14 protein-coding genes and 1 other RNA gene are annotated in these 15,241 nt (G+C 64.2%); 8 read left to right on the top strand and 7 right to left on the bottom strand.

All coding sequences use genetic code 11. The annotated features are described in order from the left end of the window. Window positions 1-35: 35 nt before the first annotated feature. Together grpE and hrcA are read right to left on the bottom strand one after the other, a co-directional pair. A complete protein-coding gene (gene grpE / locus V7060_RS11630) occupies window positions 36-557 on the bottom strand; it encodes a nucleotide exchange factor GrpE (protein WP_334179406.1) in 522 nt (173 codons plus the stop codon). A 41-nt stretch (window positions 558-598) separates the two neighbouring features. After that, entirely contained in the window at window positions 599-1,648 is a 1,050-nt protein-coding gene (hrcA, locus tag V7060_RS11625) for a heat-inducible transcriptional repressor HrcA (RefSeq protein ID WP_334179405.1), read from the bottom strand. 91 nt (window positions 1,649-1,739) lie between these two features. Here hrcA and recN point away from each other — a divergent pair, with 91 nt between their 5' ends. Continuing rightward, on the top strand, window positions 1,740-3,407 hold the full coding sequence (gene recN, locus V7060_RS11620; RefSeq protein WP_334179404.1) for a DNA repair protein RecN: 1,668 nt from the start codon (window positions 1,740-1,742) through the stop codon (window positions 3,405-3,407). A 108-nt stretch (window positions 3,408-3,515) separates the two neighbouring features. On the opposite strand, the gene fur is transcribed toward recN, so the two are convergent. Beyond that, window positions 3,516-3,920: a ferric iron uptake transcriptional regulator gene (fur, locus tag V7060_RS11615; protein ID WP_334179403.1), complete on the bottom strand. Its 405-nt coding sequence runs from the start codon at window positions 3,918-3,920 to the stop codon at window positions 3,516-3,518. Between the two features lie 103 nt (window positions 3,921-4,023). Between fur and bamE the strand changes: the two genes are divergently transcribed. Beyond that, entirely contained in the window at window positions 4,024-4,419 is a 396-nt protein-coding gene (gene bamE, locus V7060_RS11610; RefSeq protein WP_334179402.1) for an outer membrane protein assembly factor BamE, read from the top strand. Between the two features lie 12 nt (window positions 4,420-4,431). Here the strand turns inward: bamE and V7060_RS11605 are convergent, their stop codons facing one another. Beyond that, window positions 4,432-4,677 carry an RnfH family protein gene (locus tag V7060_RS11605; protein ID WP_334179401.1) on the bottom strand — a complete coding sequence of 82 codons (246 nt, stop codon included), beginning with the start codon at window positions 4,675-4,677 and terminating at the stop codon, window positions 4,432-4,434. Window position 4,678: 1 nt separating this feature from the next. Continuing rightward, window positions 4,679-5,107 (bottom strand): type II toxin-antitoxin system RatA family toxin, encoded by a 429-nt coding sequence (locus tag V7060_RS11600; protein WP_334179400.1) that lies wholly within the window; start codon window positions 5,105-5,107, stop codon window positions 4,679-4,681. 41 nt (window positions 5,108-5,148) lie between these two features. Here V7060_RS11600 and smpB point away from each other — a divergent pair, with 41 nt between their 5' ends. Next, the gene (smpB, locus tag V7060_RS11595) at window positions 5,149-5,637 is read left to right on the top strand and encodes an SsrA-binding protein SmpB (RefSeq protein WP_334179399.1); all 489 of its coding nucleotides are present in this window, start codon (window positions 5,149-5,151) and stop codon (window positions 5,635-5,637) included. Between the two features lie 222 nt (window positions 5,638-5,859). After that, window positions 5,860-6,213, top strand: a transfer-messenger RNA (tmRNA) gene (gene ssrA, locus V7060_RS11590). Window positions 6,214-6,897: 684 nt separating this feature from the next. On the opposite strand, the gene V7060_RS11585 is transcribed toward ssrA, so the two are convergent. Both V7060_RS11585 and V7060_RS11580 read right to left on the bottom strand, forming a co-directional pair. After that, a complete protein-coding gene (locus V7060_RS11585; protein WP_334179398.1) occupies window positions 6,898-10,230 on the bottom strand; it encodes an N-6 DNA methylase in 3,333 nt (1,110 codons plus the stop codon). 326 nt (window positions 10,231-10,556) lie between these two features. Beyond that, window positions 10,557-10,832: a hypothetical protein gene (locus V7060_RS11580; protein WP_334179397.1), complete on the bottom strand. Its 276-nt coding sequence runs from the start codon at window positions 10,830-10,832 to the stop codon at window positions 10,557-10,559. A 339-nt stretch (window positions 10,833-11,171) separates the two neighbouring features. Here V7060_RS11580 and V7060_RS11575 point away from each other — a divergent pair, with 339 nt between their 5' ends. From V7060_RS11575 to V7060_RS11560, 4 genes are read left to right on the top strand one after another with little or no spacing between them, the layout of a single operon-like run. Then, complete coding sequence (locus tag V7060_RS11575) at window positions 11,172-11,852, top strand: DUF3348 domain-containing protein (protein ID WP_334179396.1); 681 nt, start codon at window positions 11,172-11,174, stop codon at window positions 11,850-11,852. Next, a complete protein-coding gene (locus V7060_RS11570; protein WP_334179395.1) occupies window positions 11,849-13,936 on the top strand; it encodes a DUF802 domain-containing protein in 2,088 nt (695 codons plus the stop codon). The genes V7060_RS11575 and V7060_RS11570 overlap by 4 nt, the downstream gene beginning before the upstream one ends. Further along, on the top strand, window positions 13,933-14,574 hold the full coding sequence (locus tag V7060_RS11565) for an OmpA family protein (protein WP_334179394.1): 642 nt from the start codon (window positions 13,933-13,935) through the stop codon (window positions 14,572-14,574). The genes V7060_RS11570 and V7060_RS11565 overlap by 4 nt, the downstream gene beginning before the upstream one ends. Further along, window positions 14,574-15,215: a DUF2894 domain-containing protein gene (locus tag V7060_RS11560; RefSeq protein WP_334179393.1), complete on the top strand. Its 642-nt coding sequence runs from the start codon at window positions 14,574-14,576 to the stop codon at window positions 15,213-15,215. Before V7060_RS11565 ends, V7060_RS11560 begins: the two co-directional genes overlap by 1 nt. Window positions 15,216-15,241: the final 26 nt, after the last annotated feature.

Here is a 15,241-nt window from a genome sequence, read left to right as displayed (position 1 = left end):
GCGATGGCGCCGTTCAAGCGCCCCCGCCGGGGCATTCAGTCGTGCTTTGCCACCACGACCAGCGCCGGCCGCAGCAGGCGCCCGTTGAGCACGTAGCCCTTCTGGAATACCTGCACCACGCTGCCGGGCGCGGCGCCGGGTGCGTCGGCCTGGCTGATGGCCTGGTGATGGTCCGGGTTGAAGGCTTCGCCGGCCGGATCGATCAGCGTCAGGCCGTTGTCGCCGGCCACCTTGAGCAATTGCTTGAAGGTCAGCTCCAGGCCGTCCTTCAGCGGGTTGGGTTCGGCGCCGGCGGCGGCGAGGCCGGCATCCAGGCTGTCGAACACCGGCAGCAGGTCGCCCAGCAGGCGCTCGTTGGCGAACTTGCGGGCCTGTTCGATATCACGGGCCACGCGCTTGCGCTGGTTCTCCAGGTCCGCGCGCTCCAGCAGCGTGGTGGCACGCAGCTGGTCCAGCTCGTTGCGCAGCGTTTCCAGCTCGGCCAGCAGCGCGGCGTCGGTATCGGGGGATTCGGGCGGCAGGCCCTGGGTATCGTCGCGGTCGTTCTGTTCGTTCATTTCGGTTCCTTGGCGGCAGGTCAAGCCGCCCGACCGGGAACCTATGGGGCCGTGGATTCGGGATTCAAGGCCGCGCCCAGCACATCGGCCGCTGCCTGCACCACCGGAATGACCCGGTCGTAGGCCATCCGCGTAGGCCCAATCACGCCCAGCACGCCCAGTACCTGCCCGCCCGCCATGTACGGCGCGGTGACCACGGACACGCCATCGTGCGGTGCCAGCCCGGTGTCTTCACCGATGAAGATGCGCACGCCCGGCGCCCGGATCGTGCGCTCGAGCAGCTGCAGGATCTCGCGCTTGCGGGCGAAGGCTTCGAACAGGTCGCGCAGCCGTTCCAGGTCGGACAGTTCCTGCACGCCCATCAGCCGGGTCTGCCCGGCCAGCACCACGTCATCACCGGCAGGTGCCAATGCCTGCTCCGCCAGCTCGATGGATTCGGCCAGCAGGCCTTCCATTTCCGTCTGCGCCCGGCGCAGGTCGCGCAGCAGGTTGGCCCGGATCTCCGACAGGGGCCGGCCAGCAAACTGGGTGTTCAGGTAGTTGGAGATGCGCTCGAGTTCGGAGCGCTCATAGGCGCGCCGCGTCTCGATGACCCGGTTCTGCACGTCGTTGTCGGCGAAGACGAGGATGGCCATCACCCGCTGCCCGTCCAGCGGCACGAAATCGATGTAGCGGAAGGCGAACTGCTCTCGCCGCGGCACGCTGACCACGCCAACGAAATGGGTCATCGCCGACAGCAGTTCGGAAGCGTTCCCCAGCAGCGCCTGGGTCCCGGCACCGGCCGACAACTCCGCGCGCAGGCGTGCCACTTCGCCGTCGCCCAGCGACTTCACCTGCACCAGACTGTCGACGAACACCCGGTAGCCCTGAGCGGTCGGGATACGGCCGGCCGAGGTGTGCGGCGAACTCAACAACCCGACCTCCTCCAGTTCCGACAGGATGTTGCGGATCGTCGCCGGACTGACTTCCAGCCCGGCGTGCCGTGCCAGGGTCTGCGATCCCACCGGCTCGCCGTCGCGGATGTACCGCGAGATCAGCGTGCGCAGCAGCTGGCGGGCGCGCGGATCCAGCGGAGGTGACGGGGTATTCATGCCTGTTAGATAACGTCGTGCCGGCACCTTTGCAAGCCGACATGCCCGGGGCGTCTCAGACGCTGAGCCGGCACCGCTTACAATCCGCCCCATGCTCAGACATCTCGCCATCAAGGATTTCGCCGTCGTCCGGACCGCCGAATTGGAGTTCGGCGCGGGCATGACCGTCATTTCGGGCGAAACCGGCGCCGGCAAGTCCCTGCTCGTGGATGCCCTGGGCTTCCTGTCCGGACTGCGCGCCGACAGCGGCGTGGTCCGTCACGGCGCCGAGCGCGCAGAGCTGTCCGCCGAGTTCACCGCCGTTGCCGGGTCGCCGGCGCAGGCATGGCTGGCGGACAACGAGCTAGACGACGAAGGCCAGTGCCAGTTGCGCCGGGTGATCCGCGCCGACGGCGGCTCGCGCGCCTGGATCAACGGGCGCAGCGTGACGCTGTCCCAGCTGGCCGACCTGGCCGGCCGGCTGGTGGAAATCCATGGCCAGCACGAACACCAGGCCCTGCTCGCCCGCAACAGCCAGTTGGAGCTTCTGGACGCCTACGCCCGCAACGACCGCGAACGCGGCGCGGTGCGCGAGGCCGCACGGCAGTGGACCGCCCTGCTTCGCGAGCGTGAACACCTGTCCGGCCAGGGCGACGTGTCCGACCGGCTCAACTACCTTGAGCACCAACTGGCCGAACTGCAGCGCGAAGACCTTTCGCCAGCAGCCCTGGACACCCTCGTCGCCAGCCACCGCCGGCAGGCGCACGCCACCAGCCTGATCCAGGCCTGCGACGCGGCGCTCGGGCAACTGGCCGGGGACGACAGCCCGTCGCTGACCCGACAGTTGCAGCAGGTCCGTGCCGACCTCGCCCGGCAGGCGGAACACGAGCCGCGCCTGCGCTCCGTCGATGCCCTGCTCGACGGCGCCGCGATCCAGATCGAAGAAGCGCTGTCGATGCTCGGTCAGGTACGCGACGACCTCGATGGCGAGCCGCTGCAGTTCGATGCGCTGGAACGCCAGCTTGCACGCGTGCACGACCTGGCGCGCAAGCACCGGGTGCCGCTGGATGGCCTGCAGGACCAGCACGACCGCCTGGCCTCGGAGCTGGAATCGCTGCGCGGCGCCGGCGAACGCCTGCTCCAGCTCAATGGCGAAATCGATACGGCCAAGGCCCAGTGGCACGTTGCTGCAGCGGCATTGACCCGCACGCGGCAGCGGGCCGCGAAAGCGCTTGGCGACACGACGACCGCGCTGATTGCCGAACTGGGCATGGGCGGTGGCCGCTTCGAGATCGTGCTGGAGCCGCAGGACGGCGAGCGCGCGGACCCGGCCGGCGCCGAGCGCGTGGATTTCCTGGTCTCCGCCAATGCAGGCCAGCCGCCGCGCCCGCTGCGCAAGGTCGCGTCCGGCGGCGAGTTGGCCCGCATCTCGCTGGCGATCGAAGTCGCCGCACTGGGTCTGGATGCCGTGCCGACGATGATCTTCGACGAGGTCGACACCGGCATCGGCGGCGCCGTGGCCGAGATCGTCGGCCAGAAATTGCGTGCCCTCGGCGCCCAGCGACAGGTCCTGTGCGTCACCCATCTCCCGCAGGTCGCCGCGCAGGGCCACGCCCATTACCGTGTCAGCAAGGCCCCGGTCGACGGCATGACCCAGAGCGCGGTCGAGAAGCTCGGTACGAAACAGCGCGAAGAAGAGCTCGCCCGCATGCTGGGTGGCGTGGAAGTCAGCAAGGAAGCCCATGCAGCGGCCAAGCGGCTGCTGGCGAATGCGGTCTGACAATCCTGCTGCTTACTGTGGGAGCGACGTAAGTCGCGATGAGGCGTTACCTATGCTGCTTCGCGACTTACGTCGCTCCCACATCCTGAAGCAGGAAATTTCCTGTCGTCAGCGCTTCTTGCGCACGTACAGCACCAGCGAGTGCTCTTCGAGTTCGTAGCCGTGCTTGGCGGCGACTTCGCGCTGCAGCTTTTCGATCTCGGTGCTTTCGAACTCGATGATCTTGCCGGTGTCCACGTCCACCATGTGGTCGTGATGGCCTCCGCGGTCGAACTCGTAGACGGCCTGCCCGCCCTCGAAGTTGTGCTTCAGCACCAGGCCGGCGGCTTCGAATTGCGTCAGCACGCGATACACCGTCGCCAGGCCGATTTCGTCGCCGTGGTCCAGCAACTGGCGGTAGATGTCCTCCGCACTCAGGTGATGCTGGCTGCTCTTCCGCTCCAGCAGCTCGAGGATGCGCATGCGCGGATGGGTGACCTTGAGGCCGACTTTGCGAAGGTCCTGCGATTCCATGGCGTCTCCGTTCACTCTCGGTTTAGCGCCAGCTGCCTGAAGCTCGGTTGCGGCGGTCTGCGGGAGTGTATCATCGGCCCGGTTTCCCACCGTACCTGTCCCAATGCGCAAATTCCTGCTGGTTGCCGTCCTCGCTTCCGCCACTGCCGGCTGCGGCATCTTGTACAAGCAGCCGATCTACCAGGGCAACCTGATCGAGAAAACGGCCGTGGACCAGTTGCAGGCAGGACAGAGCAAGCAACAGGTGCAGTCGCTGCTCGGCAGCCCGTCGATCGCCGACCCGTTCCATGCCGACCGCTGGGACTACACCGCGAGCAACCGCACCAACCGCCGCGGCACCACCGACATCAAGAACCTTACCCTGATCTTCAACGGCGACGTGCTCGCCAGTTGGGAAGGCGAGTACTTCCCCGAGGCCGATCTCCAGCTCTCGCGCGACGTGCGCAAGTTCGGCCCCAACCTCGCCAAGGACAAGAAGAAGGGCGGTCGCCGCCGCTGAGGCGGGACCGACTCAACCGCGCGCCCGACGCCGGCGCGCGTCCTTCGGGTCGATCAGCAACGGCCGCAGCACTTCGACGCGGTCGCCTTCATCGAGCACCGTCCCGGGCGTGGCGTTCACGCCATGGATCGCAACGGCGGGCGCGCCATCCCCGAAACCGCTGGCTGCCAGCGCATCGGCCACGGTAGCGCCATCGGCAAGCTCCAGCACGACCGAATCGAACCGGTGCGGCCATGCCCGGATCACCTCCACGCGCATGTCATTCCCCGCGATCGGCGGCACGCACGAAGTCGTCCACCATGCGATCCGCCAGGCCCTGGAACCCCAGCGCCATCGCTGGCGCCAGCAGGCGGCTGGACGGCTCGAATTCCAATGTCAGCGTGACCTTGCACGCCGACTCGTCCAGCGCATGGAAATCCCAGCGCCCATGCAGCTTGCGGAACGGACCGTCGACCAGATTCATGTCGATGCGGTGCGGGCGGTCCTGCGTGTTCTCCGTGGTGAACCAGGTCCGCAGCGACCCCAGCCCCAGATCCAGCCGCGCCACCAACCGCTGCTCGTCCCGTTCGATCAGGTCGGCGGCGCTGCACCAGTCGAACCGGCGCGGGTAGGCCGCCACGTCGTTGACCAGGTCGAACATCCGGGTGGCCGAGTGTTCGACCAGGGCGCTGCGGCGGATCGTATGCATGTGGCTCGCGTAGGGTTCCGCCTTCGGCGACAATAGGACGGATGGCAAAGAAACCGGACAAGAATAAAGCAACGGGCACGATCGCGCTGAACAAGCGCGCGCGGCACGAATACCACTTCGAAGATCGCTACGAGGCGGGCCTCGCCCTGCAGGGTTGGGAGCTGAAGGCGATCCGCGCCGGCCGCGCCAACATCACCGAGGCCTACGCGATCATCCGCCACGGCGAGATCTTCCTGTTCGGTGCGCAGATCACCCCGCTGATCCAGGCATCCAGCCACGTGGTGACCGACGACCGTCGCACCCGCAAGCTGCTGCTGCACCGGAACGAGATCGACAGCCTCATCGGCAAGGTCGAACGCGACGGCTACACGCTGGTGCCGACCTCGCTGTACTGGAAAGGCAACAAGGTGAAGGCCGAGATTGCGCTCGCCAAGGGCAAGCAGACCCACGACAAGCGCGCCACCGAGAAGGACCGCGACTGGGCACGCGAGAAGTCGCGCGTGATGCGCCGACACAACCGGGATGCGTGAAGCCTGAGTCGGTCGTGGGAGCGACGTCAGTCGCGATCGCTTCCGGTGAGCGGGCCAGCGACAACTGATTGCACAGGCGCTCTGGGCCGAGAGCTCGCGACTGACGTCGCTCCCACATCGGGCGCCGCCACGTGAAGCCTGGTTGACCCCGGACCTCCGTGAACCTTGTCTCGGCCCCACCCCACCCTTACACTTCGCGTCGTCAGGTTGTTTCTGGCTCCCGGGGGTGCACTGGCTTCGACGGGGGTTGCAAAGTTACCTGGTGCATGCCGAGGGGGCAGCTTTCCTCGTAAATCCAGCGGCAAAACTCTAGTTGCCAACGACGACAACTACGCTCTCGCCGCTTAAGGCGTAAGCCCCGAACCCACTTGTGCCCGTGCTCGTGGATGTAGGGTCATTATCACGGAACCGGCTGTGACGGCTGCCTGTCAGTCATGGCTTAACCAAAACAGGCTGGTTCCCGGATGCGCTTTGCGCGCCGTGCTGTCGGGGAACGAGACCTAACGGAGCGCTAAGCATGTAGTACCGGGGATGGCGTGCCTTCGGACGGGGGTTCAATTCCCCCCACCTCCACCATTACACGGTCCAGGAAGGACCACAAAAGGCCGGAAAGCCCAGCAAGATCAAGGCTTCCGGCCTTTTTTGTGCCCGCAGTAGTCCGAGAATGTCTTTTGCACTCCGGCTCACGATGACGGTAACAATGGCGGTAACGCACCTACCGCGAAAACAGTTACCGCCACGCCGCATACCGTTGCACACCTAACCGATACCGCCATCTCCATCCAAAAAAGAGGCAGTTTCAAGCCTCTGTTTTAAAAAGGGTTTTTGCCAGCTTCGGCACCAGGAATGGCCACCTCCCAGGTATCTTTTCCAGGATGGCTCCCATGCCAAAGCCCTTTTTTCTTGCCCGTCCCTCGGGCCTGCTCGCGCCAAGTGCGAACTCCACGGCAGCGGGCATCACCGGCGGTGCCCGCGCAGTGTTATGCCCGGAGAGCTGGTGACCTATGTGAGCCGGCCGACCCGCACACCAAACTACGGGCATCTAGCAGGATGTAGTCACCCGAGTCGCCGCTATGGGAGCCCGTCGCCCACAAGGACGCATGCCGGAGAGACGTGAACTCCATGTCCAATGGAAGCGGCAAGAGGCGAACAAGGCTACCGCCGCAAAGAGGCGAAAGGCCAAAGCCTGGGACACACCGACGCCTTTCAGCGTGGCCGTCGCCAGGCTATTCAGCCGCCAAGTGCTCGCCCGCAGAGCACCTATTTCTGTACCGCTGATGCTTTGAGCAGGTCCAGGTAGGCGCGATCAAGATCTTTATCGTGCCTTGCCATCAATTTGGGATCCGCGTAGTCGATATGCGCCTGCTTGGATAGGGCCACCAACTTTTGATGTTTCTTGTTTTCAGGATCGTAGGGAGGGACTTTCACGGGCGGCCTGATCTTGAAGGTCCGGCTGTCGCTGGAATTGAGGATGAATTGCGACACGAGGGGGGCATTGAAGATGGCGCAGATGTAGTGAGCTTCATCGTTGGTAATGAACTCACCGTCCGCACGCTGGGAAATGGAGACGGCGTGGTTTTGAAAGACAGGACGCTTGCCCTCCTTCGACCATGGCACGGGCAAGGTCGACACCACAGCCGCCTGCCATTTAGTGTTGTCGCGGAACGCTACAAAGTGATTGCCATACGAGTATTTGCCGACGCGGGCTAACGCGTAGAACTCGTTCTTGTGCTTCTCGCCAATGATCTTGTCGTTGTAATTTGTTTGATCTTCGAAGGTAGACCTGTTGGCACTGAAATACGCCATTAGATTAGGGGCCAACTTGGTCAGTCGCTCGCTTTCAATAGGAGCCCGCGCATTGTCGTCGTATGGGAACGGCACGACATACTGGGACGGCTCAATGTGGAAACGTTCGATGTCGGTGCCCTTGACCAGCGGATAAAGCAGGTCGGTTTCGATCAGGAAGTTACCCGCCGCAATCTTGTGCTTGGAGCGGTCGCTCTGATAGTTGCTCACATATGCACAGCCCTTACGTATTTTTTTTGTCTTGTCGACAGTTAGCAGGAATAGCTCCTGCGGAAAAATCTCGACACCCTCGCGCCCAAGATACGGGCACGCGCCGACCAACAGCGCGAACTTACGCCCCTCGTCCATATCGTTCGCGTAGGAGAACGCGGTGCTGGCTCCGGTAGTCAACGCTACCAACTCCGTGCGCTCAAAGATGTGCTCGATATCGGAGAAGCGCTGGCAATGGATGTAGTTTTTCAGGGAAAGAATATTCTTTGACTTGTCGTTAGGCTTCTTCTCAAATTGGATGACTGGCACACCCTGAGCGTAGTTACGCCTGGATTTGCCGATGAAGAAGCCTAGGAACCGATGCCCGACGGGGGCGAACGGCTTGCCTGCCTTATTCCAATCCACAAAGCGCTGGAAGAACAGACGCTTGTCGTCGTCCAGATAGAAATTCCGGAAACCCTCGTAGGATTGTTGGAAAATCAGATTCTCGGGCATGAGGAAGCCAATGGTTCCGGTGGGCTTCAACCAGTTCTGCGCCGCCACATTGGAAATCAACGCACAGACATTGAGGTTGATACCACCCGTGATGCCGTCACCTGAAAACAAGCGGCGGTCGATACACAACTGCTTGATCCGCTCACGGTAGCCCTGAGGCAAGTTCTTCCAGTCGATCCACGGCGGATTGCCAACAATGGCGTCGAAACGGCCCAAATTGGCCGTGGTCAGGAAGTTGCTGATGATCCTCGCCCAAATACCGTTCCACTTGTTGCGTTGCAGGTCCACGAGGTTCTTGGACAGCCTAGCGATTTCTTGCTTGACCTCCGTGGTCAGGTCGCTGGCAGAAACAATACCGCGCAGTTCCCTGCCCACGGCCGCTTCGTTCTCGCTATCAATGTAGGCCTCCAATCGCGTCATGGTCTTGGAGAACAGGGCGACATCTGCCACCGCGCTCTTGGGGAGCACCAGGTTCAGCGGACCCTTCTCTGTGTTGATGATGTATTCCAGGCACTGCACCTCGCCAATCTTCTTCGGCGTTGGCACATACGATGCGTCACCGAGGTACACCGGCACATCGAACTCGTCGTCCTCGCCAATCAGGTGCGAAAGATTGACGAAATAGTTGATGCGTGTAGTCAGTGCGGCCAATGGGTTGAGGTCTATACCCTTTACTCTCGACAGCACGTCGCGCAACCTCGCCGCGCTGGGCAAAGCCTTAGTCTCTTCCAGCACCAAGCGGATGAGCGCAGTGATGAAGGTGCCGCTACCGCAGCATGGATCCAGTGCGGTCCACTTTTTCGGCGGATTAGGCCCCAAGGCTTCCAGAATGGTCTGCTCTGCTAGCCATGGCGGCGTATAGAACTCGCCCATGCTATGCCGAACCTTGTCCGGGATGATCGCCATATACAGATCCTTGAACAGGTCCTGCACGTGCCCACCGTCGAACATGTGGTGGTTTTCATATTCCGCGAGGATGGTGAACACCTTCTTGACGGCCGCACCAATGTGCTTGTCCCACTGCTCGCTGGTGCAATACCAAGCGAAGAAATCGCCTTCCAACAAGTTTCCGAAGCCCTCTTGGCGGAAGATGGCCCCGCTCTCCAACCGGTTAAGGTGCGACCGAAGCGTTTCTGTCGACCCTTCGGCCAACGCCGCGAACTCCGTGGTTTCATTGGCCCGAATACTGGACAAGACCTTGAACGCGATAGCCTTGACGATGATTGCGTATGAGGTTTGGATGGCATACAGCACTTTGTATTCAGTGTCGTTGTCGCCCTTGCCAATGGAGATATTCAACGCCTCTGCTAGTGCAGTGCGCCGCTCTTCGATGGCTTTCTGCTTGGACTGATCTTCATGCGCCAAACGGAAGATGGCCTTCCATTCACGGAAGAGCATGTTGGAACGGCCCGTGGGGTGGCCTTGCAAGGCGTTGTAAAGAGCTGACGCCAGTTGCTTGGCCGGGCTAGGGTCGCCGTCCAAGCAAAAACCAGCAATAAGGTTGTCAGGCGTCAGCGCCTTCTTTTCCAGCGACAACACACCGCGAATAATACGCAGCAGATGCGCCCCTGAAAGGTCCTCAAACGCCGTCTCCGTAAAGGAGTCGTCCTCATTGCAGGACACGAATTTGATCCGCCACCCGTCTGTCAGAACGCCTACCGCCCCGCGCTTGAAGTCGTCGGGTAAGTGCTCCAAGTAGTTTTTGATCTGCGAGTTGGCCTTCGATTGGCCCTTGGGGGTGTCGAGTTGGCTTTTCTGCTTGTACTCGATGACCAAAGCGCCAATGCGAGAATCCAGGCGGCCTTTCTTGACATGCCGCTTCGTGTCAATTGCCTGCTCTTTTACGGGCTCGAATTCCACCTGCAAACGGCGCTTCATCTGGCCGTAAAGCTTCAACTCAAAGTTGGTGGCGATCGTCGCCTCATTCGGCGCCTTCGCCGCAATCTTCCTGATTTCCTTGGCTAGTTCGGCGAGTTCTTTGGCGAACTCTCCATGGCCGAGAACATGCTCACGGGTGCTTTCTTCCAGCGCCTTGCTATTCTTCTTGGTTGCAGCAAGCTTGGGGACGCTGGAGGCCATCATGTAGTGCTCCGATAGTTAAGCCTCCATTCCGACCGGAAAATTGCCGAGTGTCAATGGAAAAATGAGCAAAGAACTGGGGGCGATCATGCCCGTCCATGACCGTCAGAGCCGGAGACTGCTCGACACCCTTTCAAGCAATCATTCTCGTGGCGCTTAGACTGAGATCGTAGTCGTTTTATACAATTGGTTAGCGCACATTTCGACGCACGGAACGTCACTCGGGCGGATGCCTTCGCCGCAATCACCAACCGATCGAGCTGGCCAATACCATCCGCGATAATTGGCGGACCGGGTCTATCCTTCAACCGGGCGATGGCTGTCCGTAGCTATGTATAGAACGGTGGCCATTGCAGTGTCGAGCGCTGGAGCGTCCGCAAGCATTCCCGCTTTTCTGGCGCTGAGCGCAGATGCATCGCGATGTAGTCATGCAGCCACATCGCCAGCCCGTTCAGACCCAACCGCGCCTTGCGCGCCAGGGCATTGCGCATCACTTCTCTGCATAGGATTTGCCGCAATTGGCGGGCAAGCACAAAGAACAATCGACCGTCGGGCACGCGTATTGCTGTATCGATCAATGGTCCCGTGAGTCGGTTCAGACGCATCAAATGCGTCATTCCACCGAGCGCGAAGCCGAGCGCGGCTGCTTGCCTTACGTGCCAACCCTAGCGGGACGGCGGTTCGATTCCAAAGGGAGCACTCGCATCGGGGTAGCCATAGCGCTGGCATCACCTGCAACCTATTCACGCTCATCTCTAATCGCATGATTTCAAAAGATTTAATGCTTCAATCTTGTAGCCTCCACCCACCCCATCTTGAAGAGAAGCCGGAACCGCGAGGTTCCGGCTTTTTCCTTGTTGGCCCCGGGGCCTCGGCTCAGATTACCGGCCAATCCGCCTTTCGCAGGCCAGCCGGCTTGGCGCTTCCTGTAAAATCGCCGTCTTTTGAGCGTCATCGTGGCTTTACCGCAGCAACGGGCGGCCGTCTCGGCCCCCGCCTTCGTCCGACGACTGGCCCGGCTGGGCGACCTCGATATCCCTTCCGCAGGCCCCGCGTTGTCCGAACGGCTGGGCCAGTGGCTCGACTGGAACCGCGCCATCGCGCTGTCCCGGGCCCTTGATGGAACCCCGGTGTCCGGCGCCGATCCGATCTCCGCCGACAGCGAAGCGGCGGCCTGTGCGCGCGTGCGCGGAACACTGACGACCGCCATCCTGCGTGGCGACAAGCTGGATGCGCTTCCGGGCGGGGACATCGCGCCGTTCCACCGCCATTGCCTGGACCTGCAACGGTCGATGCAGGCCGCCACGGGTCAGCTGCGTGGACGGCTGCGCGACGCGCTGGCGAAAGGTTCGGCCGATCAGGCGCGGCTGGCCGAGGTCGACGCGGTCATGGAGATGACCCTCAGCCCGCGCGAGCAGAGCCTCCTCGTGACCACCCCCACCCTGCTCGGCCGGCATTTCGACCGGCTGAAGCAGGCCAACGCCGACGCGCCCGGCGATGCGTGGCTGGCCACGTTCCGCCGCGACCTGCAGGACGTCCTGCTCGCCGAGCTGGACGTCCGCTTCCATCCCATCGACGCGCTGCTGGCGGCGCTCCGTTCTTCACCTGTTTCCGGAACACCATGAACCGACATTTCCTGCTCGCGCCCCTGTTCCTGCTGGGCCTCGCCATCGTCACCTGGATCGGGGCCGGCTACATCGGCACGCATACGCTGGGCGTGGTGGTCACGCTGGTGATCGGCGCGTGCTACCTCGCTGGCGCGATCGAACTGCACCGTTACCGGCAAGCGACCGACACCCTGCTGCGCGCCGTCGCGGACACCTCGGCCGCCAGCAATGGGCTGGCGGCATGGCTGTCGTCGCTGGATACAAGCCTGCGTCCGTCGGTGCGCCAGCGCATCGAAGGCGAACGCGTCGCCCTGCCCGCCCCGTCCCTGACGCCGTACCTGGTCGGCCTGCTGGTGCTGCTCGGCATGCTCGGCACGCTGCTGGGCATGATGGCGACGCTGCGTGGTACCGGCCTGGCGCTGGAAAGCGCCACCGACCTCGACGCGATCCGCGGCTCGCTCGCGGCGCCGGTGAAGGGCCTGGGCTTCGCCTTCGGCACCTCGATCGCCGGCGTGGCGGCCTCGGCCGTGCTCGGCCTGCTCGCCGCGCTCTGCCGTCGCGAGCGGCTGCACGCGGTCCATCTGCTCGACGCCGAGATCGCGACCTCCCTGCACGTGCACTCGCAGTCCTTCCAGCGCGAGGAATCCTTCCGCCTGCTGCAGCAGCAGGCCGCGCTGATGCCGGACCTGGTCGAACGCCTGCAGGCGATGGTCGCGTCGATCGAACACCAGAACACAGCGGCCGGCGAACGCCTGGCCACCCACCAGCAGGCGTTCCACGAACGCACCGAGGCGGCGCAGGCGCAATGGGCCGCGGCGTTCGAGCAGACCTTGAAGTCCGGCGTCGACGCGAGCGCGCGTGCCGTGGTCGCGGCGCTGCAACCCTCGACCGAAGCGACCCTTGCCGGGCTGGCGCGAGAGGCCGCGGCGATGCACGACACGGTCAACCAAGCGGTGCAGCGCCAGCTTGAGGGCCTGAATGCCGGCTTCGGTGCCGCCACTTCGGCCGCCACCGCCAGTTGGACCTCGGCGCTCGAGCAGCAACAGCGCTCGAACGCCGCGCTCACCGGCGACATGCAGACGCTGACCGAGCGTCTGTCCAGTGCATTCGACGCGCGCGCCTCCGCGTTGATCGACGGCGTGTCGTCGCAGCTGGAGCGCAACGCCGCAACACTGTCGGACCGCTGGGAGCAGGCGCTCGCACAGCAGGAAACCACCAGCGCCGGTATCGCCGCGCGCAACGAGCAGGCCTTGGTCGCCAATGCCGCCGACATGCAGCGCCACGCCGCGTCGCTCCTCGACGCGATCGCTTCGTCGCATGCCGGTGTCCAGCAGGCGCTCGTCGCTCAGGATGAGCAGCGTCTTGCGGCCTGGGCCGAACGACTGGCGGCTACCGGCGCCACCCTGCAGACGCAGTGGGAACAGGCCGGCGCGCGCACCGCGCAGCTGCAGCAGGAGATCTGCGACGCGCTGTCGCGCAGCGCGCAGGACATCACCGCACAGGCGCAGGCGCATTCCACCCAGACCATCGCCGAGATTTCGCAACTCGTGCAGGTCGCGTCCGAGGCGCCGCGCGCCGCCGCCGACGTCATCGCCGAACTGCGCCAGAAGCTGTCCGACAGCATGGTCCGCGACACCGCCATGCTGGAGGAACGCAACCAGCTGATGGACACGCTGCAGACACTGCTCGACGCCGTGAACCACGCGTCCACCGAACAGCGCGGCGCCATCGATGCGCTGGTGGCGACTTCCGCGGATCTCCTGGAGCGTGTCGGGACGCGCTTCACCGACCACGTCGAAGCCGAAACCGGCAAGCTCGGCGGCATCGCCGCGCAGGTCGCCGCCGGCGCCACCGAAGTCGCCAGCCTCGGCGACGCCCTCGGCACGGCGGTGCAGCTGTTCGGCAAGTCGAACGAGGAACTGCTGGTCCGCCTGCAGGGCATCGAAGGCGCGCTCGATCGCTCGCTGGCGCGCAGCGACGACCAGTTGGCCTACTACGTGGCGCAGGCGCGCGAGGTCATCGACCTCAGCCTGTCCGCGCAGCGGCAGATCACGCTGGACCTGCAGCAACTGGGCGGCGCGCAGCCGGCGGAAGCCGCGTGAGCGTCGAGACCGGAGACGACGCCGATCTCGGCGCGCCTGTCTGGGCCAGCTTCGGCGACCTGATGTCGGTACTGCTCGGCGCGTTCGTGCTGGTGCTGGTCGGGGTGATCGCCGTGCATGCCCAGCTGTCGCAGCGGCTGGACGAGGAAGTGAAGCGGCGCGAGCTGGAAGCGCAGCAACGCAAGGCGCTGGAAGATGCGCTGGCCGAGCCGCTGGCGGAAGGCCGCGTGACGCTGGTGGACGGCCGCATCGGCATCCGCGGCAACGTCCTGTTCGCATTGAATTCGGACCAGTTGCAGCCGGAAGGCCGCGAGCTGTTGAAGGGGCTGGCTGCGCCGCTGGCGGGTTACCTGCGTACGCGCGACGAGATCCTGATGGTCAGCGGCTTCACCGACGACCGCCAGGTGAGCGGCAACAACCGGCTGTTCGCCGACAACTGGGAACTGTCCGCGCAGCGATCGCTGACCGTCACCCGCACGCTGATCGCCGATGGCGTGCCTTCGTCGTCGGTGTTCGCTGCCGCGTTCGGTGCCGAGCAACCGGTGAGCGCGAACGACAGCGAAGACGGCCGCGCACGCAACCGCCGCGTCGAGATCGCACCGATCCCGCGTCCCGCCAAGCGCAAGGCGACGCCCTGATGGATGGCGACGCCCTGTCCGTCGCCGCGCAGCTGCAAGCCTGGCGTGCACGCGGCGCCGAACGCATGGATCCGGTGCGCTTCGCTTTCATCGACGCGCTGGCGGCGCGGGCGAACACGCAAGCCGGCGATGTGCGTCGCATGCTTGATGCGCGCCTGTCCGGGCTGCTCACTGCGTATGCCGACGATCTCGCCGGCTGGACCACGCCGCGGCCGATGGACGCCACGGCCACCCCAGCCACCGAAGTGAGCGCTCTGCGCGCGCTGGTGGAAGCATTGCAGGCGCGCACCTCGGCAGCGGAAACGCCGGCTGCGACGGTCACGGCATCGCCGGGCCAGGCGCCGGCCGCACTCGAGGAAGCGCGCCGGGTATGGACGCAGGTGCGTACCGACAGCCAGCTGCGCGCGTCGCTCAACGATGTGCCCGCCGATGCCGGTCCACTCAACTCCGGCGTGCTGGTCCACCGCGCCCTTCACCTCATGCGCGAGGTGTCGCCAGGCTACCTGCAGCACTTCATCGCCTACGTCGATACGCTGTCGTCGCTGGAGCGCCTGCAGCAGGATCTTGGTCCCGCGGCACCGATCCACGCGGACAGCGGCAATCCCGCTCGCCGCAGCCGGACCCGCAAGCGCCTGGCCTGAGTCCAGGCGGTTGTCGTGGGAGCGAC

This window comes from Pseudoxanthomonas sp., from assembly GCF_036845285.1.
In the GTDB taxonomy this organism is placed as follows: Bacteria; Pseudomonadota; Gammaproteobacteria; order Xanthomonadales; family Xanthomonadaceae; genus Pseudoxanthomonas_A.
The sequence above is the reverse complement of the archived record's forward strand: the minus strand, read 5'-3'. Positions and strand labels throughout refer to the sequence as shown.

What these genes read in the sequence shown, in the direction of transcription:
- grpE (WP_334179406.1), bottom strand. Translation starts at nt 557, where the DNA reads ATGAACGAACAGAACGACCGCGACGATACCCAGGGCCTGCCGCCCGAA.
- hrcA (WP_334179405.1), bottom strand. Translation starts at nt 1,648, where the DNA reads ATGAATACCCCGTCACCTCCGCTGGATCCGCGCGCCCGCCAGCTGCTG.
- recN (WP_334179404.1), top strand. Translation starts at nt 1,740, where the DNA reads ATGCTCAGACATCTCGCCATCAAGGATTTCGCCGTCGTCCGGACCGCC.
- fur (WP_334179403.1), bottom strand. Translation starts at nt 3,920, where the DNA reads ATGGAATCGCAGGACCTTCGCAAAGTCGGCCTCAAGGTCACCCATCCG.
- bamE (WP_334179402.1), top strand. Translation starts at nt 4,024, where the DNA reads ATGCGCAAATTCCTGCTGGTTGCCGTCCTCGCTTCCGCCACTGCCGGC.
- V7060_RS11605 (WP_334179401.1), bottom strand. Translation starts at nt 4,677, where the DNA reads ATGCGCGTGGAGGTGATCCGGGCATGGCCGCACCGGTTCGATTCGGTC.
- V7060_RS11600 (WP_334179400.1), bottom strand. Translation starts at nt 5,107, where the DNA reads ATGCATACGATCCGCCGCAGCGCCCTGGTCGAACACTCGGCCACCCGG.
- smpB (WP_334179399.1), top strand. Translation starts at nt 5,149, where the DNA reads ATGGCAAAGAAACCGGACAAGAATAAAGCAACGGGCACGATCGCGCTG.
- V7060_RS11585 (WP_334179398.1), bottom strand. Translation starts at nt 10,230, where the DNA reads ATGATGGCCTCCAGCGTCCCCAAGCTTGCTGCAACCAAGAAGAATAGC.
- V7060_RS11580 (WP_334179397.1), bottom strand. Translation starts at nt 10,832, where the DNA reads ATGCGTCTGAACCGACTCACGGGACCATTGATCGATACAGCAATACGC.
- V7060_RS11570 (WP_334179395.1), top strand. Translation starts at nt 11,849, where the DNA reads ATGAACCGACATTTCCTGCTCGCGCCCCTGTTCCTGCTGGGCCTCGCC.
- V7060_RS11560 (WP_334179393.1), top strand. Translation starts at nt 14,574, where the DNA reads ATGGATGGCGACGCCCTGTCCGTCGCCGCGCAGCTGCAAGCCTGGCGT.